This window comes from Gemmatimonadaceae bacterium, from assembly GCA_036496605.1.
Classification (GTDB): domain Bacteria; phylum Gemmatimonadota; class Gemmatimonadetes; order Gemmatimonadales; family Gemmatimonadaceae; genus AG2.
The window spans coordinates 70,180-91,801 of the sequence record DASXKV010000044.1 but is presented as its reverse complement, the minus strand read 5'-3'; the positions used below and the strand labels follow the sequence as shown (position 1 = coordinate 91,801).

Annotated in this window: 29 protein-coding genes and 1 tRNA gene; 1 reads left to right on the top strand and 29 read right to left on the bottom strand. The window is 63.4% G+C overall.

Going from position 1 to position 21,622, the window contains the following annotated elements; translation table 11 throughout:
• Nucleotides 1-38: 38 nt before the first annotated feature.
• From rpmB to smpB, 11 genes are all read right to left on the bottom strand, one after another.
• Nucleotides 39-260, bottom strand: a complete 222-nt coding sequence (rpmB, locus tag VGH98_17530; GenBank protein ID HEY2377778.1) for a 50S ribosomal protein L28 — start codon at nucleotides 258-260, stop codon at nucleotides 39-41.
• 3 nt (nucleotides 261-263) lie between these two features.
• On the bottom strand, nucleotides 264-620 hold the full coding sequence (gene rplQ, locus VGH98_17525) for a 50S ribosomal protein L17 (protein HEY2377777.1): 357 nt from the start codon (nucleotides 618-620) through the stop codon (nucleotides 264-266).
• 3 nt (nucleotides 621-623) lie between these two features.
• Nucleotides 624-1,694 (bottom strand): DNA-directed RNA polymerase subunit alpha, encoded by a 1,071-nt coding sequence (locus VGH98_17520; GenBank protein HEY2377776.1) that lies wholly within the window; start codon nucleotides 1,692-1,694, stop codon nucleotides 624-626.
• A gap of 171 nt (nucleotides 1,695-1,865) precedes the next feature.
• Complete coding sequence (rpsD, locus tag VGH98_17515) at nucleotides 1,866-2,501, bottom strand: 30S ribosomal protein S4 (GenBank protein HEY2377775.1); 636 nt, start codon at nucleotides 2,499-2,501, stop codon at nucleotides 1,866-1,868.
• A gap of 3 nt (nucleotides 2,502-2,504) precedes the next feature.
• Complete coding sequence (gene rpsK / locus VGH98_17510; GenBank protein ID HEY2377774.1) at nucleotides 2,505-2,882, bottom strand: 30S ribosomal protein S11; 378 nt, start codon at nucleotides 2,880-2,882, stop codon at nucleotides 2,505-2,507.
• A 3-nt stretch (nucleotides 2,883-2,885) separates the two neighbouring features.
• Nucleotides 2,886-3,263: a 30S ribosomal protein S13 gene (gene rpsM, locus VGH98_17505; protein HEY2377773.1), complete on the bottom strand. Its 378-nt coding sequence runs from the start codon at nucleotides 3,261-3,263 to the stop codon at nucleotides 2,886-2,888.
• Between the two features lie 2 nt (nucleotides 3,264-3,265).
• Nucleotides 3,266-3,382 carry a 50S ribosomal protein L36 gene (rpmJ, locus tag VGH98_17500; GenBank protein ID HEY2377772.1) on the bottom strand — a complete coding sequence of 39 codons (117 nt, stop codon included), beginning with the start codon at nucleotides 3,380-3,382 and terminating at the stop codon, nucleotides 3,266-3,268.
• A gap of 103 nt (nucleotides 3,383-3,485) precedes the next feature.
• Nucleotides 3,486-4,181, bottom strand: coding sequence for an orotidine-5'-phosphate decarboxylase (gene pyrF / locus VGH98_17495; GenBank protein HEY2377771.1), 696 nt, complete (start codon nucleotides 4,179-4,181; stop codon nucleotides 3,486-3,488).
• The gene (locus VGH98_17490; protein ID HEY2377770.1) at nucleotides 4,178-5,131 is read right to left on the bottom strand and encodes a dihydroorotate dehydrogenase; all 954 of its coding nucleotides are present in this window, start codon (nucleotides 5,129-5,131) and stop codon (nucleotides 4,178-4,180) included. Before VGH98_17490 ends, pyrF begins: the two co-directional genes overlap by 4 nt.
• Complete coding sequence (locus VGH98_17485; GenBank protein HEY2377769.1) at nucleotides 5,118-6,275, bottom strand: N-acetylmuramoyl-L-alanine amidase; 1,158 nt, start codon at nucleotides 6,273-6,275, stop codon at nucleotides 5,118-5,120. The genes VGH98_17490 and VGH98_17485 overlap by 14 nt, the downstream gene beginning before the upstream one ends.
• Before the next feature lie 4 nt (nucleotides 6,276-6,279).
• Complete coding sequence (smpB, locus tag VGH98_17480) at nucleotides 6,280-6,753, bottom strand: SsrA-binding protein SmpB (GenBank protein ID HEY2377768.1); 474 nt, start codon at nucleotides 6,751-6,753, stop codon at nucleotides 6,280-6,282.
• A gap of 117 nt (nucleotides 6,754-6,870) precedes the next feature.
• On the opposite strand from smpB, the gene VGH98_17475 reads away from it, so the two are divergent.
• Nucleotides 6,871-6,954: transfer RNA gene (locus VGH98_17475), tRNA-Leu, on the top strand.
• A 46-nt stretch (nucleotides 6,955-7,000) separates the two neighbouring features.
• Here VGH98_17475 and VGH98_17470 read toward each other — a convergent pair.
• The 18 genes from VGH98_17470 to VGH98_17385 form a co-directional block, all read right to left on the bottom strand.
• A complete protein-coding gene (locus VGH98_17470; protein HEY2377767.1) occupies nucleotides 7,001-7,564 on the bottom strand; it encodes a hypothetical protein in 564 nt (187 codons plus the stop codon).
• A gap of 30 nt (nucleotides 7,565-7,594) precedes the next feature.
• Entirely contained in the window at nucleotides 7,595-8,104 is a 510-nt protein-coding gene (locus VGH98_17465; protein HEY2377766.1) for an Rrf2 family transcriptional regulator, read from the bottom strand.
• 108 nt (nucleotides 8,105-8,212) lie between these two features.
• Nucleotides 8,213-9,640 carry an aspartate ammonia-lyase gene (locus VGH98_17460; GenBank protein HEY2377765.1) on the bottom strand — a complete coding sequence of 476 codons (1,428 nt, stop codon included), beginning with the start codon at nucleotides 9,638-9,640 and terminating at the stop codon, nucleotides 8,213-8,215.
• A gap of 59 nt (nucleotides 9,641-9,699) precedes the next feature.
• Entirely contained in the window at nucleotides 9,700-10,173 is a 474-nt protein-coding gene (locus VGH98_17455; protein ID HEY2377764.1) for a DUF4149 domain-containing protein, read from the bottom strand.
• Entirely contained in the window at nucleotides 10,170-10,811 is a 642-nt protein-coding gene (locus tag VGH98_17450; GenBank protein ID HEY2377763.1) for an MBL fold metallo-hydrolase, read from the bottom strand. The genes VGH98_17455 and VGH98_17450 overlap by 4 nt, the downstream gene beginning before the upstream one ends.
• Nucleotides 10,808-11,791, bottom strand: coding sequence for a thioredoxin-disulfide reductase (gene trxB, locus VGH98_17445; protein ID HEY2377762.1), 984 nt, complete (start codon nucleotides 11,789-11,791; stop codon nucleotides 10,808-10,810). Before trxB ends, VGH98_17450 begins: the two co-directional genes overlap by 4 nt.
• A 15-nt stretch (nucleotides 11,792-11,806) precedes the next feature.
• A complete protein-coding gene (locus VGH98_17440; GenBank protein ID HEY2377761.1) occupies nucleotides 11,807-12,637 on the bottom strand; it encodes a hypothetical protein in 831 nt (276 codons plus the stop codon).
• Nucleotides 12,624-13,355 (bottom strand): SDR family oxidoreductase, encoded by a 732-nt coding sequence (locus tag VGH98_17435; protein ID HEY2377760.1) that lies wholly within the window; start codon nucleotides 13,353-13,355, stop codon nucleotides 12,624-12,626. Before VGH98_17435 ends, VGH98_17440 begins: the two co-directional genes overlap by 14 nt.
• A gap of 44 nt (nucleotides 13,356-13,399) precedes the next feature.
• The gene (locus VGH98_17430) at nucleotides 13,400-14,272 is read right to left on the bottom strand and encodes a PHP domain-containing protein (GenBank protein HEY2377759.1); all 873 of its coding nucleotides are present in this window, start codon (nucleotides 14,270-14,272) and stop codon (nucleotides 13,400-13,402) included.
• Nucleotides 14,273-14,275: 3 nt separating this feature from the next.
• Nucleotides 14,276-14,542 (bottom strand): hypothetical protein, encoded by a 267-nt coding sequence (locus tag VGH98_17425; protein ID HEY2377758.1) that lies wholly within the window; start codon nucleotides 14,540-14,542, stop codon nucleotides 14,276-14,278.
• Nucleotide 14,543: 1 nt separating this feature from the next.
• On the bottom strand, nucleotides 14,544-14,804 hold the full coding sequence (locus VGH98_17420; protein ID HEY2377757.1) for a hypothetical protein: 261 nt from the start codon (nucleotides 14,802-14,804) through the stop codon (nucleotides 14,544-14,546).
• 6 nt (nucleotides 14,805-14,810) lie between these two features.
• Nucleotides 14,811-16,220, bottom strand: a complete 1,410-nt coding sequence (locus VGH98_17415) for a dihydrolipoamide acetyltransferase family protein (GenBank protein HEY2377756.1) — start codon at nucleotides 16,218-16,220, stop codon at nucleotides 14,811-14,813.
• A 298-nt stretch (nucleotides 16,221-16,518) separates the two neighbouring features.
• The gene (locus VGH98_17410) at nucleotides 16,519-17,496 is read right to left on the bottom strand and encodes an alpha-ketoacid dehydrogenase subunit beta (GenBank protein ID HEY2377755.1); all 978 of its coding nucleotides are present in this window, start codon (nucleotides 17,494-17,496) and stop codon (nucleotides 16,519-16,521) included.
• Nucleotides 17,496-18,671, bottom strand: a complete 1,176-nt coding sequence (locus tag VGH98_17405; GenBank protein HEY2377754.1) for a thiamine pyrophosphate-dependent dehydrogenase E1 component subunit alpha — start codon at nucleotides 18,669-18,671, stop codon at nucleotides 17,496-17,498. Before VGH98_17405 ends, VGH98_17410 begins: the two co-directional genes overlap by 1 nt.
• Entirely contained in the window at nucleotides 18,671-18,964 is a 294-nt protein-coding gene (locus VGH98_17400; protein ID HEY2377753.1) for a hypothetical protein, read from the bottom strand. Before VGH98_17400 ends, VGH98_17405 begins: the two co-directional genes overlap by 1 nt.
• Nucleotides 18,965-18,992: 28 nt before the next feature.
• Nucleotides 18,993-19,451, bottom strand: a complete 459-nt coding sequence (locus VGH98_17395; protein HEY2377752.1) for a hypothetical protein — start codon at nucleotides 19,449-19,451, stop codon at nucleotides 18,993-18,995.
• Nucleotides 19,452-19,467: 16 nt separating this feature from the next.
• Nucleotides 19,468-20,820 carry an inositol-3-phosphate synthase gene (locus tag VGH98_17390; GenBank protein ID HEY2377751.1) on the bottom strand — a complete coding sequence of 451 codons (1,353 nt, stop codon included), beginning with the start codon at nucleotides 20,818-20,820 and terminating at the stop codon, nucleotides 19,468-19,470.
• A 4-nt stretch (nucleotides 20,821-20,824) separates the two neighbouring features.
• Nucleotides 20,825-21,535, bottom strand: a complete 711-nt coding sequence (locus VGH98_17385) for a CDP-alcohol phosphatidyltransferase family protein (protein ID HEY2377750.1) — start codon at nucleotides 21,533-21,535, stop codon at nucleotides 20,825-20,827.
• Nucleotides 21,536-21,622: the final 87 nt, after the last annotated feature.

The window sequence follows — 21,622 nt, the reverse complement described above, 5'->3', positions numbered from 1 at the left end:
AAGCTCCCCCTGCTTCTCGCCGTCGGCAGAACGCGTCGTCACGCCGCGGCGACGCCTCGCGGCGCGCGTTTGATCTTCCCCGCCGCCAGGCAGCGCGTGCACACCTTCACCTTGATCGTCTTTCCGTTCTCGTCGAGCACACGAGCCACTTGGAGATTGGGTTTCCAGGTGCGACGCGTGGCGTTGTTCGCGTGGGAGCGGTTGTTGCCGAACGCAACGCCCTTGCCGCACGAGTAACACTTGCTTCTATCGATCGCCATCGGTCAGCCCTCGATCAATTCGATTCGCGCCATATCGGCGCCGTCACCCTTGCGGTGACCCATCTTCAGGATCCGCGTATACCCACCCTTCCGCGTGGCGTACTTCGGACCGATCTCCTGGAACAGCTTGTCGGCCGCCGCGCGCTTGTGGATGTGGCGCACCGCGAGGCGGCGCGAGTGCAGCGTCCCCGTCTTGGCTTTCGTAATCAGCTTCTCAACGAACGGACGCAGCTCTTTCGCCTTCGCTTCCGTTGTCTCGATCGCCCCGTGCTCGATGAGCGACGTCGCGAGATTGCGCATGAGCGCGAGCTTCTGCTCACTGGTTCGGCGAAGCTGTCGCCCTGCTTTACGGTGCCGCATCCGTCACTCCTCCATATCGTCAGGCGCGGCCGCGGCGGCTCGGCTGGCGGGCGTTCCCCAATCGAGAACGCGCACGCCTTCACCATTTTCCTCGTACCGCATGCCGAAGTTCAATCCCTCGCGCTCGAGGAGATCGGCGATCTCCTGCAGCGACTTCTTTCCGAAATTCTTGACCTGCAGAATCTGACTCTCCGTTTGGCGAACGAGATCACCGAGGGTCCGGATGTTCGAGTTCTTCAACGAGTTCACCGAGCGAACGGAGAGCTCGAGGTCGTCGATCGGCGTGCGGAGCAACTGCGCGAGCCGCGCTGCGTCGCCGCTCATCGACTCGTTCGCCTGCCCCAACGGCGCCGACGAATGCGAGCCAAATTCCACGAAGTACTGGAAGTGCGTTTGTGCGAGCGCAGCCGCGTAGCTCACCGCCTCTTCGGGCGAGATCGTGCCGTTGGTCTCGACCGTCAGCGTCAAACGATCGTAGTCGGTGCGTTGGCCGACTCGCGTCTCGGCGACGGTGAAGTTGGCGCGGCGCACCGGATTGTAGATCGAGTCGATGCGAACGAGGTCGACCGGGAGACCGCGGTCGATCGGATGCTGATCCGCCTCGATGTAGCCGCGTCCCTTGTTGACGTACAGGTCGACGTTGATGTCGCGATCGTCCTGCAGCGTGAAGAGATGGTGACCGCCATCGACGATTCGCGCGCCAGACGACGACACGATGTCAGAAGCGGTGACGGGCCCGGCTTCGCCCTTCGCGATGCGCAGGACGGTCTCCTCGACGTCTTCGGCAAGCGTCAACGTCAGCGTTTTCAGATTGCCGATGATCTGGTGCACGTCCTCGACGACACCAGGAATGGTCTGGTGCTCGTGGACGACACCGTCGATACGAAAGCCCCAGACGGCGGCGCCGCGCAACGACGACAAGAGCATTCGCCGCATTGCGTTCCCGAGCGTGTGGCCGAAGCCACGCTCGAGCGGTTGAAGCCTGAACTCGGCGACGTTCGGATTATCTTCACGCTTACTCGCTTCGACGAGCGCGGGGCGAACGAGCCCTCGGAGATCGATCGTGGTTGCCATTAGTAAATGCTCCTCATGGTCATACCGGGCTACGCCCGGCATCGCCCTGCCCCGCCCCTAACGCGCGGCAGGCTCGAATGGAGGTTAAGGCTCCGACCGAATTGGCAGAGGGTGGAGTGTTGTGTGCAGAGGGTAGGAATTTACGCTCTGCTCTCAGCCCACAACCCTCTGCTACTTCGAATACAACTCGACTACCAACTGCTCTTGCGCGGCGATCGGAATGTTCGGGCGCGACGGGCGCTCGAGCATGCGGCCGCTGAAGCTTTCGCGGTCGACGGCGAGCCACGACAACGGAGCGCCTCGCGACGCCTGATCCATCGACGCCTGCACCGCGACGATCTCGCGCGACTTCTGACGCACGCGAATCTCCTCACCGGGCTGTACCTGATAGCTCGGGATGTCGACTGCGCGCTGATTCACCTCGACGTGGCGATGCCGGATCAGCTGACGCGCCGCCTTACGGCTGGCTGCGAAGCCAAGACGATACACCATGTTGTCGAGGCGACTCTCGAGCGCCGCGAGGAGATTGTGACCGGTGATGCCCGGCAGCGTCGTCACGCTCTCGAACGTGTTATGAAACTGCGCTTCACTCACGCCATAGATGCGCTTGATCTTCTGTTTCTCGCGGAGCTGCTTCGAGTACTCGGACGACTTGCGGCGACGCGCGGTACTCTGACCGTGCTGTCCCGGCGCATAGGGACGGCGTTCCACCGGGCACTTCTCGGTGAAGCACTTGGTGCCCTTGAGAAAGAGCTTCGTTCCTTCGCGCCGACACTGCCTGCAGCTCGGCCCAACATAACGGCCCATGACTTACACTCTCCGACGCTTTGGTGGACGGCAGCCGTTATGCGGAATCGGCGTCACATCCTTGATGGACTTGACTTGAAGACCGGCCGACGCGAGCGCCTGAATCGCCGACTCGCGACCGCTGCCGGGTCCCTGAACGCGAACGTGGACCCGCTTCACACCAAGGCCCAGCGCTTCGCGCGCACACTGCTCGGCAGCCACGGTGGCGGCGAACGGCGTGCTCTTCTTCGATCCCTTGAAGCCGGCCTTGCCTGACGAGCCCCACGCCACGGCGTTGCCATGGCTATCGGTGATCGTGACCGTCGTGTTGTTGAACGTCGCGCTGATGTGCGCGATACCTTCGGCTTCGACTACTCGCTTTGCCTTTTTTCCAGTTGCCATAGACTACTTCGTCACCTTTTTCTTGCCGGCAATCGCGCGGCGTGGTCCCTTCTTCGTTCGCGCGTTCGTATGCGTGCGCTGACCGCGTACCGGCAGGCCGCGACGATGGCGAATGCCTCGGTACGAACCGATGTCCATCAGACGTTTGATGTTCATCGCGACTTCGGTGCGCAGCGCGCCTTCGACTTTGTAATCCCGCTCGATCACCTGACGGAGCTTGTTCACGTCCGCGTCAGTGAGATCGCGAATGCGCAGCGACGCGTCGATGCCCGCCTTGCGGAGAATGTCGACGGCGTTCCGACGACCGATGCCGTAAATGTAGGAAAGACCGATCTCGACCTTCTTCTCACGTGGGAGATCGACGCCAGATATACGAGCCATGATCAGCCTTGACGCTGCTTGTGCTTGGGATTGCGCTTGCAGATGATGCGAGTGACGCCGTTGCGCTTGACCACTTTGCAGTGTTCGCAAATCGGCTTCACGCTTGTACGGACTTTCACAGGCGCTCCACAATGTGACGGTGTAACGAAAAAAGACGGTTCCGGCCAGACCCTAAGAGTATCCGGCACACCAACTTCACGCAAGTGAGCACCAGGCCCGTAACTAGCCGAGCTGCGCCACCATCTCTCGCATCGCCGCGCGACGATCCGTCGCGGCAGTCACCGCACGGCCGACGACGACATAGTCCGCACCCGCTGCAACTGCATCAGCCGGAGTCGAGATCCGCGACTGATCGTGGCGAGCACCACCCTCCATGCGAATGCCAGGGATAAGGACCGAGAGCGCGGACCCAAAGCGTCGCTTCACGGCGGCTGCCTCGCGTCCGCTGCAGACGACGCCGGCAGTACCCGCCTCACGCGCGAGCTCGGCAAGACGAGTCACTTCGTGTGAGACATCCAGCGGTGCGCCGCGACCCCAGATCGCGCCCACCGCCGCCCCCTCGAGCGACGTCAGAAGCGTCACCGCCAGCACGCCGCAGCGCTCGGCGTTGCCCGCCGCGATGACGGCGGCGCGCATCATCTCGAGTCCGCCTGACGCGTGCACCGTTAGGAGACGAACCCCGATGTCGGCGGCCCGGCGAACGGCCCCCGCGACAGTGTTCGGGATATCGTGATACTTGAGATCGAGAAAAACCTCCGCGCCGCGCGATTCAACTTCGCGAACCACCGCTGGTCCGCACGCCGTGAAGAGCTCGGCGCCAATCTTGTAAAAGCGACACGCCTCTCCCAGCTGGTCGACGAGGGCGAGCGCCGCTTCCTGCGTCGCGACGTCGAGCGCGACAATTGGTATCGTGCTCACGCGGCCGTCCATTCGAGAGTGCCGACGATCTCCGACAGCGAGCGAACGCCGTGACGCGAGCACCATCGATCGAGATCTTTAATGATTCGCGCCGGAAGGCGGGGGTTGCGCATCGCCGCCGTTCCAACGCCCACGAGCGATGCGCCCGCCATCATGTATTGCAGCGCGTTATTCGCCGAGCTCACGCCGCCGATACCGATAATCGGTGCATTCACCGCACGGCTCACTCGCCACGTGGCGAGGACGCCCACCGGGAGGAGTCCGGGACCGCTCAGGCCACCGGAGCCGAAGCCGAGCATCGGTCGTCTCCGCTCGATGTCGATCGCCAGACCAGGCAGCGTATTCACCAGCGTTAGGCCATCTGCGCCGGCATCGATCGCTGTCTTCGCCGTCCGCGCAATGTCGGGCAGAGCCGGTGAGAGCTTGACGAAGAGCGGTCGTTTCGTCTCGCCGCGCGCCATGCGCACGAGGCGCTGAAGCGATTCCGCATCGGCGCCGAATTCCATGCCGCCGGCTTTCACGTTCGGGCAACTGACGTTCAGCTCGAACGCGTCGATTGCGCGCGCCCCGGCGGTGGCGGCGCATGCGTCGAGCTCGGCGACGACGCGCGCATAGTCCTCGATCGAGTTCCCGACGACGTTGACGAGCTTACGCGTTCGGGTCAGGTGCGAGGCCAGCCACGGCACGTACGTGGTCTTCACGCGTTCCAGTCCCGGATTCGCGAGCCCGACCGAATTCAGCATTCCCTCATCCAATTCGGCGACGCGTGGTGCGGGATTGCCGCCGCGCGGTTCGATCGAGACGGCCTTCGTCGTCAGGCCGCCAACGTGCTCGAGATCCATCACGTCGGCGAGCTCGAGGCCGTAGCCCGCCGTGCCGGACGCGAGGACAATCGGATTTTGAAAGTCGAGATTGGCGACGGTGATCGAGAGTGGCTCAGCGCTCGTCACGCCCCTCTCCTCCACTCACGCGGCGTTCATAGTCGCGGAGATACTCGACGGCGGCGTCGGCAATCGCGATCGCGATCATCGTTTGATTCCGCGGATCGTTGAGGTACGCGGCCTCGCTCCTGTTCGTGCCGAAGCCGATCTCGACGAGCACGGCGGGCATGAAGGCAGTGACGAGCACGCGGAAGCCCGCCTGCTTGACGCCGCGGTTCGGCCCGGGATGGATCGACGCGAGGTGCTTCTGTACGAGCTCCGCCAGTTCCGACGACTCGCGTAGATGCTCGTTCTGCTTCATGTCGCTGAGGATGTAGCCGAGCGCGTCGTCTTTGGACACCTTCGCGTCGGTCTCGAAACGAACCGACTGGTTCTCCATAGCCTCCACGCGGCGAGCATCCTCGGTCTTCGCCTCGGCGAGGAAGTACGTCTCGAATCCGCGCCCGGCGGCGGGATCCCTCCAGTCCATGCTCGCCGCGTTCACGTGAACGGAGATGAACAGATTGCCATTCGCCTGATTGGCGATGCGTCCGCGATCGGAGAGGGCGATGAGCGTATCCGTCGTTCGTGTGTAGAGAACGCGCAGTCCACGCGACTTGAGCTGAACGCCAAGCTTCTTCGCGACGGAGAGCGTGACGTCCTTTTCGTAAATGCTAATCGGCGCGCCCAGCGGTCCGGTCATGCCGTTGTCCGGACCGCCATGGCCCGCGTCGACGACGACGAGCCTCGGTTGCGGCTTTGGCGTCGAGACCTGCGTGAAGATCACGAGCTGCCGGGCGGACGCGTCCCAGCGAAGATTGTTGACGTATGTCGGCAAAACGTCCGACACCATTTGCAGCGGAATGAGCAGTTGATGATCTCGTTCGATTGGCGCCGCGGCGAGAGGCTGTACCTGCCCGCCAACGCTCGCCGACGGAACGCCGACTTCCACGCCGAACACAACTCCCGCGACCGTGAGCCGATAATGGCCTGGCGCATCGGGCGCGACAGAGATGGCAAGGAGGGGCGCGAGTGCTTGGGGGCGCAACATCGGTACACCCGCGTCGGCAACGAGCGGGACGCGTTGCGATGCGCTCGCCGCGCGAACCGTAATGCTCGTGGCGTTCGCGCCTGCAACCGTCACCTGCAGCGCCACCAGCAGCGGAATTAGCATCGCCTCAACGAGATCGCATGGCCCGCGCCATTTCGCGCTCCGCGTCACGGCGACGCGTGGTCTCGCGCTTGTCGTGCAGCTTCTTTCCCTTCCCCAACGCCAGATTCACCTTCGCGACTCCCTTGCGGAAGTACAGCTCGAGCGGAATGAGCGTCAGACCCTCACGCTCCACCGCGCCAATGAGACGACGGATTTCCTTGCGATGGAGCAACAGCTTCCGTGTGCGCTCCGCTTCGTGGTTGGCGTAGCCGCCGCGTTCGTAGGGCGCGATGTGCATGTTGATGAGGAAAATCTCACCGTCGCGCACGACGCCATATGCGTCGCCGATATTCGCCTTGCCATCGCGCAGCGACTTGACCTCGGTCCCCGTCAGGACGATTCCTGCCTCCCAGCTGTCCAGGATCTCATAATCGAATCGCGCGCGCTTATTGCGCGCGATCGAGATCTTGTCGGTCGGGCGCTCCGAGTCCTTGGCCATTCGAGGTGGCGAGTGCTTAGGCGGCTAACAGTCGCCGCAAATTAGACGACGTGCGAATCACGAGCAACACGCGTCGCGTTGACCGAGCCACGCAAGCGATGTAGTCTTCGAGACTTCGCCGAAGTGGTGGAATTGGTAGACGCGCTGCGTTCAGGGCGCAGTGGGCGTATGCCCGTGGGGGTTCGAGTCCCCCCTTCGGCACTGTCAGCATGGCGGCGCGGTCGCTCGACGATCGCGCCTTCTGCGTTCACGTACCCTGCTTCCCGACCAGCGCCGACGGCGGCACGTCCTCCGGGAGCGACGCCTTGCCGAATATGTCGCGAAGACTGGCGTTCGCTTCACTGAGGTAGCGACCGAGCAAGTCGCCGCCGCGCAAGATGGGTTCGTCGACCTGACGAAACGAGCCGCCCGCGAAGGCGAAAAGTGTTTGTCCAAGCCGCGCTGTCGTCGCCGCGCTGGTTCGTGTCGCGAGTGCATCGCGATACGCGCTCAGGCGCGCGTTGAACTGGCGCTCCGCAATTTCCTGCATCTCGGCGGCAACCTGGGGATCGCGCACTGTCGCTGCCGCGAGCGCGCGAGCAACAAGGGATCCCGTTCTGTCGTCGAGGGCGTCGCGTTCGGCGGTGAGGAGGCCCAGCGCGCGACGTGCGTATCGAAGCTCCCAGCGCGCGTGGTCGGTGTCACCGTGTGTCGCCGACTGCGCGAGCCAGCGCACGTCCTCGTCAGCCGGCTCCGCAAGCACGCGCTCCACAAACCGCTCGGCTTTGCGCTCGAACTCCCGCTCACTGCGCCACCGCCCGAACAACGTCATCGCGAGAAGCTTTATGTGAGGCGTGGCAGCTTAGCCGCCAAGCACGGGCAATGCGTGACGGCCCCGAGGAAGTTCCGGTGCGTCCGAGAGGGCTCGCTCCGGCAATCCAACGAGTACACGCACCTGACTTTCCTCGTGCAGGAGATCCGAGAGGCGAATGCCTTCCAGCACGTCGTCGATCTTCTGCTGCAGCAACTGCCACACGGGACGAATGCTGCATGCATGGGACGCCGAGCACCGCTCCTCTTCAACGGGATGCGAGACACAATGCAGATCGAAGGTCGTCGTTTCGGACGCCGCGATCACGGCGCGGATCGAGATCTTTTCCGCATCATGCGCCAGCGCGTAACCGCCCCGCGCACCTCGCGTGCTGCGCACGATTTCGGCGCGGCGCAGACGTAACAGAATCTGCTCGACGTAGTCGACAGGCAGCCGTTCGCGCGCAGCGATCTCGCGGCCGGTGATCGGCCCTTCCGCGACCCGTCTCGCGAGATGCAGCGCGCAGATCACGCCGTACTCGGCCAGGGTAGTAATGCGCACAGTTGGACTTTATGGCCCGCGTCAGAAACTCACAAGGGCGACAAGCTCAGCTTCTCGCTTGGGCTCGAGGCCAAGCAGTTCACTTGGAGTCGCTCGGCTCGCCGACAGTCATCCCGCCGCGACGGCACCGTGCGCTCCGCCGGGAACACCGATTTCCGTCATTTTGCGGAGGTCGAGCACTTCGTCAATCTGATCGTCCGGAAGCACATGTTCACGCTTGACGAGGTCGCGAATGAGAATGTTCTCCTTCACCGATTTCTTGCTCAATTCCGCTGCCATGGCATAGCCGATCTGCGGCGCGAGCGCGGTCGCGAGCGCAGCGGACCGCTCAACCCAGTATGCGCACATTTCGCGATTCGCCTCGATGCCTTTCACGCAGCGCTCGTCGAGCACCTTGACGGCCTCGGTGAGAATCCGCATCGCCAACAACACGTTGAACGCAATGACAGGCATCATCACGTTGAGCTCCAGCTGCCCGTGTTCCGCAGCGACCGTCACCGTCGTGTCGAGCCCGAACACCTGAAAGCACACCTGATTTACCATCTCCGGAATCGACGGGTTCACTTTCCCCGGCATGATCGACGATCCCGGCTGAACGGCGGGGAGTTTGATCTCATCGATGCCGGTCCGCGGACCCATCGCCATGAGCCGGAGATCGCTCGCGATCTTGCTGAGATCGACAGCCAATACTTTCAACGCCGAGCTGAACGCCGCGACATCACCCATGCTCTGCATGAGCTGCACACGATCACGTCCAACGCGAAGGTCGAGCCCCGTTATGCGTTTCAGGTTCTTGACCATCAGCTCCGGATATTGCGGCTCGACCGTTACGCCCGTGCCCACCGCGCTCCCGCCAATCCCGAGATCTCGGAGATAGTCCGCCGCTTCCTTCACGCGTCGGATGCCGCGCTCAATCGAGCCCGCGTAGGCGGTGAACTCCTGGCCAAGCCGGATTGGCATCGCATCCTGCAGGTGCGTACGTCCCGCCTTCACGATGTCATCGAACTCGCGTCCTTTGGCCGCGAGCGTATTGCGCAGCGCCTCGAAAGCCGCGAGCAGCGGGTCGAGCTGCGACAGACACGCCAGACGAATGTTCGTCGGAATGGTGTCGTTCGTGCTTTGCGCCATGTTCACGTGATCGTTAGGGTGCACGGGCTTATACTCGCCGCGCTTGCCGCCGAGCAGCTCATTTGCTCGATTGGCGAGCACCTCGTTCACGTTCATGTTGTGCGATGTGCCCGCGCCCGCCTGATAGGGATCGACGACGAATTGATCCATGTGCTGGCCGGCCAGCACTTCATCAGCGGCGCTGACGATCGCATCGGCCAGTCGCGCTTCGAGGCGGCCCGTTTCCTTGTGCGTCAACGCGGCGGCCTTCTTGATCCATACCTGCGCAATCACAAACGGAGGAAGCGGTCGCAGTCCGCTGATCGGAAAATTCTGAACGGCGCGGAGGGTCTGCACGCCGTAGAGTGCGTCGGCTGGAACCTCGAGTGGGCCGAGGGGGTCCTTTTCGGTGCGAGTCTTTACGGTCATGGAATGGTTGGTTCGACGACAAAGAACGTCATGTTGGGCGTCATGAATTGAACAAATACTCATTCCCTGGCTGGGAGCGCGCGAACGGCGAGCGCGAGCGCGACGACGGCAGCGAGCAGAGCGATTCCAAGCCAGCCGACGCTGATCGCATGCAGCTTACCGAACGCAATACGACGGGGGTCATCCATCGCAAGCGCATCCAACGGTCCGCCGATCGCGGAGCGGAGGCGCTCGATGCGCGTACCCACAATCAACTGTGCGACCGCGCACGCCAAGGCTGAAACGGCGGCCGCCGCAGTGCGTCCCCACGACCCACTGCGGCCGATGACATCGAGAATGACGACCACGGAGCCAATGACGACGCCGCCATAGAAGATCGCGGGGAGAACACGACCGACGAGGGCACCGGCGAGCGTGCGCGTCGGCAACACCGCGAACGCCGCTGGTGCGACGACAAGCGCGAAGAGCAGCGCGGCGCCGATCCAGAAGGCGAGCAGCACCGCCTCGGTGATGGGTACGCCGCGACCGGTCATCGCCTAACGACCCTGACGACACCGGTGAGGAACGGATTCGTCGCTCGCTCGCGGCCGATCGACGTTGTTGGTCCATGACCGGGATAGACCACTGTCTCGTCAGGCAGCGTCGCGACCCGCTCGAGCGATTCGACCATTCGGTCCGGATCGGCAAGCGGCAAGTCGGTTCGGCCGATCGACCCGGCGAAGAGCAGATCTCCGCCGAGCATGTGACCTCCGCAAATGAATGCGACATGTCCCGGAGCGTGACCGGGCACATGAAACACATCGAACTGCAGTGCCCCGACACTGAGAACATCGCCCTCCGCCAGCTCATGATCCGGATCCGGTGGTTGCTCGAATGGCAGGCCGTAGGCCGCCGCCTGCATGGCGGCGCGATCATACAGTGGCTTGTCCGCCGGATGCATGTAGATCGGAACATCCCACACACGCTTCACCGCCGCGATTGCGCCAATGTGGTCGATGTGAGCATGCGTTAACCAGATGGCATCCAGGATGCCTTCGGAGGCGCGCACCATATGGACGAGCTGCTCGCCCTCGGCACCGGGATCCACCAGGACGGCGCGTTGCGTCGCCGGATCGACGACGAGATAGCTGTTCTCCTGAAATGCGCCGACCGTACGCCAATCGATCTTCACGCCGAGTAGCCTCCGGTCCCGGTGATCTCGGGTCCGCCGTTGCTTCGTCCCTTGAGATATTTCTCAACCGCAATCGCGGCGGTCGTCGCATCGCCGACGGCGGTCGTTACCTGGCGCGTGAGTTGAGATCGCAGATCGCCTGCGGCGAAGAGACCAGGGATCGAGGTCTCCATGTTGACGTCGGTGAGCAGGTATCCCATCGCGTCGTGTCGAACGTGATCGGCGATGATTCCGGTGTTCGGACGGAATCCGACGAAGATGAAGACGCCGGTCGACGCGAGATCTCGCTCCTCATAGGTGTTCAGGTTCCGCAACCTGAGCATGCGCACGAGCCCCTGATCGTCTCCCTCGATGCGATCCACCACCGTGTTCCAGATGACTTCGATCTTCGGGTTCTCGAACAGGCGCTGTTGCAGAATCTTCGAAGAGCGCAGCGTATCGCGACGATGAATCAAATACACCTTGTCCGCATATCTCGTGAGGAAATCCGCCTCCTCGGTCGCCGCATCGCCGCCACCAATCACGGCGATCGTCTGCTTCTTGAAGAATGCGCCGTCACAGATTGCACAGTACGACACGCCCTTCCCCGCGTACTCGAGCTCCCCCGGAATTCCGAGCTTTACGGGAGTTCCACCTGCAGTCACGATGACTGCGGGCGAGCGATAAACATCTCCGTCGCTCGTTTCCGAATCGAACAGCCCGTCCTCGCCCTTCCGCACCGATGTGACGTGAATGCCATTCTTGAACTCGGCGCCGAACTTCGCGGCGTGCGTGTGAAACTTCTCCGCCAGCTCGTGACCGAGAACACGCTCGAATCCCGGATAATCCTCGACGAGCTCTGTGTTGAGAAGCTCTCCCCCAGGGAATCCTCGCTCGAGCACGACCGCACTCAGCATCGAGCGACCCGCGTAAAGCGCGGCACACATGCCCGCGGGTCCCGCACCGATGATCACGACGTCGTATGTAAAGCTTTTTCCCATGGCCCGTAATCTCACCTAGGCAGCGTGCTCGCGAAACCGCGACGCGCGATCCGGCCCCGCCTCCGATCCTGTCGGTGGCCCGATGACGAGGCGCTCGAACGCGCCGTGGCAATGCGACATCGTGCCGACGAGAACCTCCGCTGCATTCTTTTCCGCGAGCGACCGTACAAAATTGTCGCCCGCGAGCACCTCACGCGTGTCGAACATCCCGACGCCATACGCGCGGTGCGTACAATGGAATATCACGGGTCCGGCAAGCGCACGACCTCGACCCTGCTCGCCACCGACATACGCGCGCGCCGCGACAGGCAGACTCCACGTCCGCGCCGCTCGCGTGTGAGGACACGTTGCCGGCTCGATGCAATTGATCGGACAGATCCACTCGGCGAAGCTCACGTAATGAGGACCCGCCGGCGTCGCGCGTTGCCAGGGGACGTCGGGCGCGCTCTCGAGCGGCGCTGTGACGACGTCGCGTCCGGGCCAACGCTCGCGGGCTCGACCCAGAATCCACTCGAACATCAGATGCGGCATCAGTGGCGATGGAACGATCGCGTCATCGGGCGTCGTGTCGGGATGCGCCGCGGCATCGTCGAGGTATCCCTTGAAGAACGCGCGCCAATCGTCGACGACGACGTCGACGCGATCCGAAGAGAGCTCACCGACGCGCGCGTTCCCATCGGCAACGAGTGCGCAATCGCGATTCTGATCGACGACCAGCACGCGTGTCCACGTCACCGCGCCGGCCGAGGCGGCGCGACGTAGCTGTCGCACGTAGTAACTGCCGTAGCACCCGCCGCCGACGACGACGATCGTCCCAAAGCGGAGCGGACGATCACTTTCGGACATGGCGACCACCGTCGACGATCAATGTCTCACCCGTGACATAGTCGGCGCCGAGCAAATACAAGACGGCCGAGACGACATCATCCGGCGATCCGAGCCGCGCGAGGGGTGTCGATTCGCGGAGCTTCGCCGCGTCGTCCTCCGTCCATCCGTCCGGAAGCAACACCGCACCGGGCGCAACGCCGTTGACACGGACGTTAGGCGCGAGCGTGCGCGCGAGCGCACGCGTCATGTAGACGATCCCCGACTTCGAGATGCCGTGCGGAATGTACGCCGGCCAGGTCTCGAACGCGGCGAGATCGGCGATGTTGACGATGGCGCCGTGCGATTTCGCAAGATGAGGCGCCGCAGCCTGCGCGAGGAGAAATGGCGCGCGCAGATTCAGCGCCATCATTGCGTCCCATCGAGCCGCCGTAACCTCGCCGAGCGGCGTACGCTCCATGACGGCCGATGAGTTGATGAGCACATCCAGGCCACCGAGCTCGGTGGTCACCCGGCGAACGAGCTCTGCGGGCGCATCGCCACTCGTTAGGTCAGCGGAGACGAGCCACGCTGCCCCACCAGCCTGGCGAATGAGCTCGGCAGTCTCCCGTGCGCCGGCATCGCTCGCGTGATAATGCGCGGCGACGGTCATGCCCTGGCCGCCGAGTCCGACCGCGAGCGCCCGGCCGACACGCCTGCCGGCTCCCGTCACCAGCGCGACTCGACCGCGAAGCTCCACCTCAGTCTCCCCCGTGAGCGATGCCCCAGCTCCGCCGGCAGTCGTTAGGCTACGTACGCTTCGTGATCGCCGCCACGATGCGAACGGCGAGCGGCAATGACCTGATCCTGCCGCTCGAGCCAGGCGAACGGCACGCGCATCATACCTAACGTGCGGCCGCCTTCGGTCACGCCATGCCAATCCGACCCGCCGCTCGCGACGAGCCGGAAATGCTCGACGAGCGCCGAAAGCCGCGCAACGTCTTCGGCATTGTGACTCGGATGACGCACCTCCACACCATCCAGCCCCAGCGCAACCAAGGCTTCGATTCGTTTGCGCGTACCGAATTGGGCCGGGTGCGCGAGAACGGCGAGACCTCCGGCCTCGTGAATCATTGCAATCGCGTCGCCGATCGATAACCGGTCTTTCGGGACGAACGCCGCCCGCCCGTTGCCGAGATAGCGATCGAAGGCGTCGCGCAGGTCGGTTGCCCACCCATCGTTGACCAGCGCGCGGGCAATGTGCGGCCGCCCGACGGCCCCCCCACCCGACTGCGACAGGACATCCTCGAGCGTGACGCGCACGCCGAGCTCGTTCAGCCGGCAGACGATACGCTCGGCTCGCGTTAGGCGCATCGTTCGCAGACCACGGAGCTGCGTCTCGAGCCGACCCACCTCCTGAAGATGCAACCCGAGGATGTGGGTCTCGCTGTCGTCCTCGACGGCACTCAACTCGATACCTGGAACGATCCGGACTCCCTGGAGGCGGCCTTCATCCGTCGCTTCGGCAAGTCCGTCGACCGTGTCGTGATCGGTCAGCGCCAGTGCGGCGAGTTCCAGCGCGCGCGCGGCACGCACCACGTCGCGCGGGGCTCGCGCGCCGTCCGACGCCGTCGAGTGCGTGTGCAGATCGACAAATGGCGAATCGGTATCAGTCATCGATCAACGCGCGTAGTCCGCCTCGGGCGACGTCTCGCTGGGCTGAGACTGCGACAGCAATCGTTGCAGGTCGGTGTCAGTCAACTCGGCCAGCGACTGTTCGCGCGACCGCGAACCCTGCGGCGAGTACCGTGTCACGCGCACGGTGCGATTCGGGCCGTCGCTGGAGATGAACAGGAGCGCAAACTCATCGCGATCGTATTGCGTCACGCGGCCCGATGGGATGACGCGCCAGGTCCGGCCTTCGGCGGCTATCGTTCGTGTCGGCATGTCAGGACAGCTCCACTTCGCGGTAAATGCGAGCCGGATCGAGCGCCGGATCGGGCGCGGCCGCGTGCGCTCGCGCCAGCGTGTCCTCGTCAGGCGCTTCGACGAACTCGAGGAATGCGCCGGGCAGGCTCGCTTCTTCGAAGACCCAGAAGTGACACTTCGAACGGGTGTAGTGCTGGTGTTTCCGCTTCATCCGCTCGAAGAATCGCTCGCGATCTCCGGGCGTCACGAGCGTGCGTTGGACACTGAGCGCTCTGGCCATCGTCGATCAGACCACTCCGGCTTCTGGGAAGTTCTCGAGACCCTGCTTGAGGAACGCGAGGAATTTGTCGGCGTCGGCGCCGTCTACGATGCGATGGTCGAAGGACAGGGAGAAGTAGGCGCAGGTGCGAATCGCGATCGTATCCTCGCCGTCGGCGCCGGCGAGGACCTTGGGCCGCTTCTCGATGGCGCCAAGACCAAGGATCGCCGACGTGTTGAGCGGAATGATCGGTGTGCCCATCAACGAGCCGAAGACACCGGGGTTCGTGATGGAGAAGGTCGCACCCTGCACTTCCTGTGGCTGCAGGCGCTTCGTGCGAGCTCGCTGTGCGAGATCGTTGAGCTGACGAGTGAGTCCGGTGATGGACAGATCTTCAGCACGCTTGATCACGGGTACAATCAGGCCCCAATCGAGCGCGACCGCAATTCCAATGTTGTACTGCTTGCGGTAGATGATGCTCGTGCCTGCGACGGCCGCGTTGAGTACGGGATGCTGCTTCAATCCGTCGACGACGACCTTGATGATGAACGGAAGGAACGTGAGCTTCTGGCCGGTCTTCGCCTCGAAGTCGGCACGTGCTTTCGCGCGCAGTCGCGCGATTCGCGTGAGATCGATCTCGAAGAACGAAGTGACATGCGCGGCGGTACGACGAGCCGCGACCATGTGGTCACTCGTTAGGCGACGGATCTGTGTCATCGACTCGACGACGTCGCCCGGCCAGGCCTCCGGCAGCGGTCCGAGTTGTTCGACGCCAGCCGGAGCGTACACGGAGGGGCGCGTGGCAGCCGCTGGGGCCGCGGCACCGGATTCGAGGAACTCGAGGATGTCGCGCTTCGTGACACGCCCCGCGACGCCAGAGCCCTGCATGGCGCTCAACTCGATACCGTGTTCCGCAGCGATTTTTCGTACGAGCGGAGAGGACTTGGTGCGCAGGCGCTCCTCGAGAGAATTACCGCCGTTAGGCTGCGGTGGAGCGGTTCGGGGCGCGGGAGAAGGATGCGAGGGTGCTGACGTAGCGGCCTTATGTTGCGAAGCGGGGGGGCCCCCCGCTGCCGCACGCGGCGCCGAGCCGCCTCCACCCGCAGCCATCGCCGGGGCTCCGGCCGGGGTCCCCTTCGGCCCGACGACGCTCGTCGCGGGCGCCGCACCACCGGAGCCACCGATCGCCGCCCCCTTCTCCGTCTCGAGCCGCGCAACCACCGTCTGCACCGGCACCGTCTGCCCTTCCGTGACGAGAATCTCGGCGAGCACACCATTCGACGGCGACGGAATCTCCGCGTCTACCTTGTCCGTCGAGATCTCGAAGATCGGTTCGTCGCGCTTGATCTCGTCGCCGACCTTCTTCAGCCAGCGCGAGAGCGTTCCCTCCGCGATCGATTCCCCCATCTGGGGCATCACCACATCTACGCGAGCCACCGCTTGTCACCCCGTTTCAGTGTTGCTGGACGTCGAATGCCGCTTCTCCGCGCGTCGCATCCGCCATAAAACGACTGTCGGAAACAATAGCAGCCCTGCCCACGCTCCCCACGTCCAGTACGTCGACCAGCCGCACGGCGCGCCTGTCTCCGGAGCCGGCGCACACCCGCGAATAGCACCGACAATTTTCGCTACCAGTACCGCGATCATGCCGCCGCCAAACAAACCAACCCCGGCCGTCAAACATCCCACACCAACATAAGCCCACGGCCTCGGCTGTGTCTCCTGCTCGGACACTTTAGTACGCCGCGAGCGCGCGGGCCGCGGTCACGATATCGCTCGTCTGCGGCAGAACGAAGTCCTCGAGCTGGGGCGCGTATGGCAGAGGCACGTCATGGGCCGTCACGCGCAGCACCGGCGCATCGAGCCACGCGAAGCAGCTCTCGTTGATGCGAGCGACGATCTCGCCCGCGATGCCGCCGGTCCGAGTATCCTCGTGTACGACGAGGACACGGTTCGTCTTCCTGGTCGTCGCCTCGATCGCCTCGTCGTCCAGCGGACTCAGTGTGCGAAGATCGACGACATCCACCGAAAGGCCGTCCTCCTTCTCCAGCTGATCGGCTGCCTCGAGCGCCTTCCACACCATCGCCGCATACGTGATGATCGACAGATCGCGACCTTCACGTGCGAGACGCGCCTTCCCAATCGGGACGGTGTGATCACCCGTCGGCATCGTGCCTTTGATCCGGCGATACAAATACTTGTGCTCGAAGAACAGCACGCAGTCCTCGTCGCGAATCGCCGACTTGAGGAGTCCCTTTGCGTCCTCCGCCGTCGACGGATAGACGACCTTCAGTCCAGGCGTGTGGATGAATCCCGCTTCGGGATTCTGTGAATGAAACGGTCCCCCACGCACGTACCCGCCACTCGGACCGCGAACAACCATTGGACAAGGCAGGTTCGCTCGATAGCGCGCCGTGGCGACGTAGTTCGTGAGCATGTCGTATGCGTTCGCGATGAAGTCGATGAACTGCATCTCCACCACCGGGCGCATGCCCATATGCGCCGCGCCCGCCGCCGCGCCAACGATGCCGACCTCCGAGATCGGCGTGTCGATCACGCGTTGTTCACCGAACCGCTGCGATAGCCCTTCAGTAACTTTGAACGCGCCGCCGTACGCCGCGATGTCTTCGCCGAGGCAGAACACGTCGTCGTCGCGCTCCATCTCCTCGAAGAGCGCCTCACGAATCGCTTCCAGGTAGGTGATTTCCGTCATCAATCGTTCTCGCGCGCGGCGCGGCCTTCGGAAGCAGCGCCATTCGACGCCGGAAAGGTACCCCAGCCTTCCGCTCGCTCGCTCGAGTCCACGGTTGTCCGCTTCCCGCGCCGGAACCAGAGCGGTTGCTCAGCCGGCGGCGACGCATAGATGCCGACGAGTGCGTCCAGCGGCTCGGGTGCTGCCGAATGCTCCGCGACGTCGGTCGCGTCATCGATCTCGCGGCGGACTCGCTCGTCCACGTCACTAATCTCTGCGTCGGAGAAAGCGAATTCGCCGCGCAGCCGGGCAACATAACGATCGACCGGATCATTCTGCTTGGCCCAGCGGTCGATTTCGCCTGCCGGCACGTAGGACTGATTGTCGTGCTCGGCGTGCCCCTTTCGACGATACGTCATCAACTCGACGAGCGACACCCCTTCGCCGGCGCGAGCCCGGTCAACCGCGCGTTTAGTAACTTCGTACGCGGCGATCACGTCGTTGCCGTCTGCCTGCTCGCCGGGAATGCCATAGCCGATCGCTTTGTCGACGAACTGTTTCGCGAGGGTCTGCTTGCGTGTCGGCGTCGAATAGGCATAGCCGTTGTTCTCGACGACGATCACGAGCGGGCAGCGCTGCACCGCGGCAAAGTTGATCCCCTCGTGAAACGCACCGGTCGATGTCGCGCCGTCTCCCACATACACGAGGCCAACGCGCTTCTCGCCGCGCATCTTGAAGCTCAGCGTTACGCCGGCCATCACCGGCACCATGTCACCGAGTGGTGAGATCTGACCGATATAACCGCGCGCCGTATCGCCGAAATGAATGTTCAGCTCACGCCCACGCGTCGGCGAGTCACCCTTCGCCATGTATTGTCGCAGGATCTCCACTGGCGTGGCGCCCTTGACGAGCATCGAGCCGAGATTGCGAATCAACGGCGAGAGCACGTCCTCCGGACGCAGCGCGAATGCGCTCCCGACCGCGTCGGCCTCCTGGCCCAACGAGCGAAACAGGCCGCCCACGACCTTCGTCTGCCGGTACAGCGCGACGAGCCGTTCCTCGAGCGTGCGCGTGAGACGCATCCAGTAGTACAGCTCGAGCACCTGCTCGCGCGTGAGGCCGGCTGGATACGTTGTCTCGTGCCGCTTGCCATCTCGTGCCGCTCGCTTGCCGCCCGCCGGGACGCGAGTCGCCATCAGTACGACGCTTCCAACGTGTGGCTCGGATCCTCGGCGCGATGCAGGGACACGAAGAATTTCTTCACGTTGCGATCCATGCGGCTCTCCCCCATCTGGTCGGTCTCGACCTCGACGAAGGTGTAGTGCCCGCCCTCGGCGCGCACCGTTAGCCGCGCCACGCCGAGCGCGCCGGAAAAAGTCCGCGCGCGAGGCGCGGTGGCCGTTTGCGCGAGACCGAGGCCGGGAAAGAAGGCATCGGCGGCGCCCAGCACCTCCGCCGGCGGTCGATGGCTGCGATAGAAGTGCCGCATCAGATTGTCGTTAGGCTCGCGAGCCGACTCACTTCGACACCGAGTCTGGTCTCTCGTTGAGCACCTCCTGCATCCACTCTTGCTTCTCGAGCGGGTGCAGCGAGTCGCGACGGAAGCGAAAACCAACGGCCCATAGACCGGACTCTACGTAGTTGAGCTTCCCGTAGTACGTGCCGACCTCGGGGCCGTAGGTGAAGCCGTCCCACGTGCGCGCTCCATCCCGATTGTTGGCGTAGATCTGCCCTTCGCCATTCTGGATTGGCTCGCGCGTGTCGCGATCGCGAATGAAGAACTTGTAGACGATGTCGTCGCGCGCGTGCGGCTGCACCTCGGAAGGCGTGATCGTGAACGAGTAGTCCTTCGTGAAATAGTACAGCTCACGCTGCTTCGCTTCCGATCGATCGCAGCTGCTCGCGACGACGCACGCCGCGAGGACCACAGCGGTCATCGCAGTCGCGCGTACCCAGCTCCGCCGAGTCGTGCCCATGGCGATTCCTCCCTGTCTACGACTGGTAGTACTCCAGTCCCAGATGCGTGATCTGTTCCTCACCCATGAGGTGCCGCAGAGTGTTCTTGAGCTTCGTCTGCTGGATGAAAAGATCGTGTTCTGGCTTGAGAGCGGGAGCGGCCATCGGGCTTTTGTAATAGAAGCTTAACCATTCCTGAATCCCCTTCAGCCCGGCGCGTTGGGCGAAATCCGAGAACAGCGCCAGATCGAGCACGATGGGAGCCGCCAGAATCGAATCGCGGCACAGGAAGTTCACCTTGATCTGCATCGGGTAGCCCATCCACCCGAAGATGTCGATGTTATCCCAGCCTTCCTTGTTGTCTCCGCGCGGCGGGTAGTAATTGATGCGCACGACGTGGGAGAAATCCTTGTAGAGATCGGGGTAAATCTCCGGCTGCAGAACCGTGTGCAGCACGCTCAACTTGGACTCTTCTTTCGTCTTGAACGACGCTGGGTCGTCCAGCACCTCGCCATCCCGATTGCCGAGGATGTTCGTCGAGTACCATCCGGCGAGTCCGAGCATGCGCGCCTTGAGACCCGGCGCGATGACGGTCTTCATCCACGTCTGACCCGTCTTGAAATCCTTTCCTGAAATCGGGACACCACGATCTATCGCGAGCTGCATCAGCGCCGGAGTGTCGACGGCGAGATTCGGCGCTCCATTGCAGTATGGCACGCCCTCCATGATGCACGCCCACGCGTAGAGCATCGACGGCGCGATCAGGTCGTCGTTGCTCTCCATCGCTTTCTCGAACTGCTCGATCGTCGCGTGCTGCGGGCCCGACTTGATGTATGTCTCCGTAGACGCGCACCATACCGCAACCACGCGGTCGAGGCGATTCTTTGTTTTGAAGTCGCGAATGTCCTGCCGAAGCTGCTCGGCGAGATCTCGCTTCGTTTTGCCGTGCTTCACGTTCTCGCCGTGAATGCGAGTGACATAACGATTGTCGAACACCGCCGGCATCGGCTTGATCTCGCGCAGAAAATCCGCGAGCGGCTCGATATCGCGCTGCTCGAGAACGCCCGCTTTGCATGCTGCTGTCAGCGCGTCGTCGGCGATCGGATCCCAGGCGCCGAAAACGAGATCGTCCAGCTCCGCCAGCGGAACGAACTCCTTGATCAGCGGTGCGCGCTTCTCGGTTCGCTTACCCAGGCGAATCGTCGCCATCTGGGTCAGCGATCCAATCGGCTTGGACAGCCCGCGACGAATACTCTCGACGCCGGCCATGAATGTCGTGGCCACGGCGCCGAGTCCCGGCGTTAGGATGCCGAGCTTCCCGGTCGCTGGACGAATGGAAGAGCGAGCGCCGGATGCGGCGCTCTTCGGGCCTTTGGACGAAGCCTGCACGTACTCAATCTCCTTTCAGTAGAGAGCGCGACACACTCCGCCGACGCCGCAGCCAACGCGGCTTTTCGCCGTCGGAGAATCGTAGCGTATCCGCCTCGAGATGCGGCGCGGTTTGGTTGTAGACGAAGGCGACGCGCTGGACCACGGTGATCCATGCCGTCACGGTGAGAAAGATGATGATGAGCGCGAGCACCCAGCCATGCAGCGCGAGACCGAAGAATGCCTGCGGCACCGACAAGAGCACGACACGTTCAGGCCGTTGCAGCATTCCTACCTTCGCGTCCAAGCCGAGTGCCTCGGCGCGTGCCCGCGTGTACGAGGTAAGGAACGAACCGATAATACCAGCGAGACACACGACAACCATCGGCACACTGCGGTGCGCCGGACTCAGTGCATAAAAAACAGCGAGCCCGCCGAGAACGGCTCCGTCGGCAAGCCGATCGAGTGTGGAGTCGAGAAATGCGCCGAAGGTGGAGCTTTGTTTGGAACGGCGAGCAACCGTGCCGTCGAGGACGTCAAAAAGGGCGGTGAGGCCAAGAAAGAACCCACCGACAGAGATGTGCCCCGTCCCATAGATGACGCCGCCCGTAATCGAACAGGCGGTGCCGATAGCTGTGATAGTATTTGGATGAACTCGACGGCGGACCAGCCAGTTCGCGACCGGATCGATGACACGCAGGTACCCGTTTTTCAACCAGTCCGGCAGAATTCTCATTCGGTTCCGTCACGGAGGATAGCGAGCGGGCCAGCAGGCGACACCGCGAACAGCGTCGCGATTGAACCGCCGCCGGAAAGAGGCTCG

Bases quoted from the DNA above. Each gene is read 5' to 3' on its own strand.
- rpmB (HEY2377778.1), bottom strand. From the start codon at position 260: ATGGCGATCGATAGAAGCAAGTGTTACTCGTGCGGCAAGGGCGTTGCG.
- rplQ (HEY2377777.1), bottom strand. From the start codon at position 620: ATGCGGCACCGTAAAGCAGGGCGACAGCTTCGCCGAACCAGTGAGCAG.
- VGH98_17520 (HEY2377776.1), bottom strand. From the start codon at position 1,694: ATGGCAACCACGATCGATCTCCGAGGGCTCGTTCGCCCCGCGCTCGTC.
- rpsD (HEY2377775.1), bottom strand. From the start codon at position 2,501: ATGGGCCGTTATGTTGGGCCGAGCTGCAGGCAGTGTCGGCGCGAAGGA.
- rpsK (HEY2377774.1), bottom strand. From the start codon at position 2,882: ATGGCAACTGGAAAAAAGGCAAAGCGAGTAGTCGAAGCCGAAGGTATC.
- rpsM (HEY2377773.1), bottom strand. From the start codon at position 3,263: ATGGCTCGTATATCTGGCGTCGATCTCCCACGTGAGAAGAAGGTCGAG.
- VGH98_17485 (HEY2377769.1), bottom strand. From the start codon at position 6,275: ATGCTAATTCCGCTGCTGGTGGCGCTGCAGGTGACGGTTGCAGGCGCG.
- smpB (HEY2377768.1), bottom strand. From the start codon at position 6,753: ATGGCCAAGGACTCGGAGCGCCCGACCGACAAGATCTCGATCGCGCGC.
- VGH98_17470 (HEY2377767.1), bottom strand. From the start codon at position 7,564: ATGACGTTGTTCGGGCGGTGGCGCAGTGAGCGGGAGTTCGAGCGCAAA.
- VGH98_17460 (HEY2377765.1), bottom strand. From the start codon at position 9,640: ATGACCGTAAAGACTCGCACCGAAAAGGACCCCCTCGGCCCACTCGAG.
- VGH98_17455 (HEY2377764.1), bottom strand. From the start codon at position 10,173: ATGACCGGTCGCGGCGTACCCATCACCGAGGCGGTGCTGCTCGCCTTC.
- trxB (HEY2377762.1), bottom strand. From the start codon at position 11,791: ATGGGAAAAAGCTTTACATACGACGTCGTGATCATCGGTGCGGGACCC.
- VGH98_17440 (HEY2377761.1), bottom strand. From the start codon at position 12,637: ATGTCCGAAAGTGATCGTCCGCTCCGCTTTGGGACGATCGTCGTCGTC.
- VGH98_17430 (HEY2377759.1), bottom strand. From the start codon at position 14,272: ATGACTGATACCGATTCGCCATTTGTCGATCTGCACACGCACTCGACG.
- VGH98_17425 (HEY2377758.1), bottom strand. From the start codon at position 14,542: ATGCCGACACGAACGATAGCCGCCGAAGGCCGGACCTGGCGCGTCATC.
- VGH98_17420 (HEY2377757.1), bottom strand. From the start codon at position 14,804: ATGGCCAGAGCGCTCAGTGTCCAACGCACGCTCGTGACGCCCGGAGAT.
- VGH98_17410 (HEY2377755.1), bottom strand. From the start codon at position 17,496: ATGACGGAAATCACCTACCTGGAAGCGATTCGTGAGGCGCTCTTCGAG.
- VGH98_17405 (HEY2377754.1), bottom strand. From the start codon at position 18,671: ATGGCGACTCGCGTCCCGGCGGGCGGCAAGCGAGCGGCACGAGATGGC.
- VGH98_17400 (HEY2377753.1), bottom strand. From the start codon at position 18,964: ATGCGGCACTTCTATCGCAGCCATCGACCGCCGGCGGAGGTGCTGGGC.
- VGH98_17395 (HEY2377752.1), bottom strand. From the start codon at position 19,451: ATGGGCACGACTCGGCGGAGCTGGGTACGCGCGACTGCGATGACCGCT.
- VGH98_17385 (HEY2377750.1), bottom strand. From the start codon at position 21,535: ATGAGAATTCTGCCGGACTGGTTGAAAAACGGGTACCTGCGTGTCATC.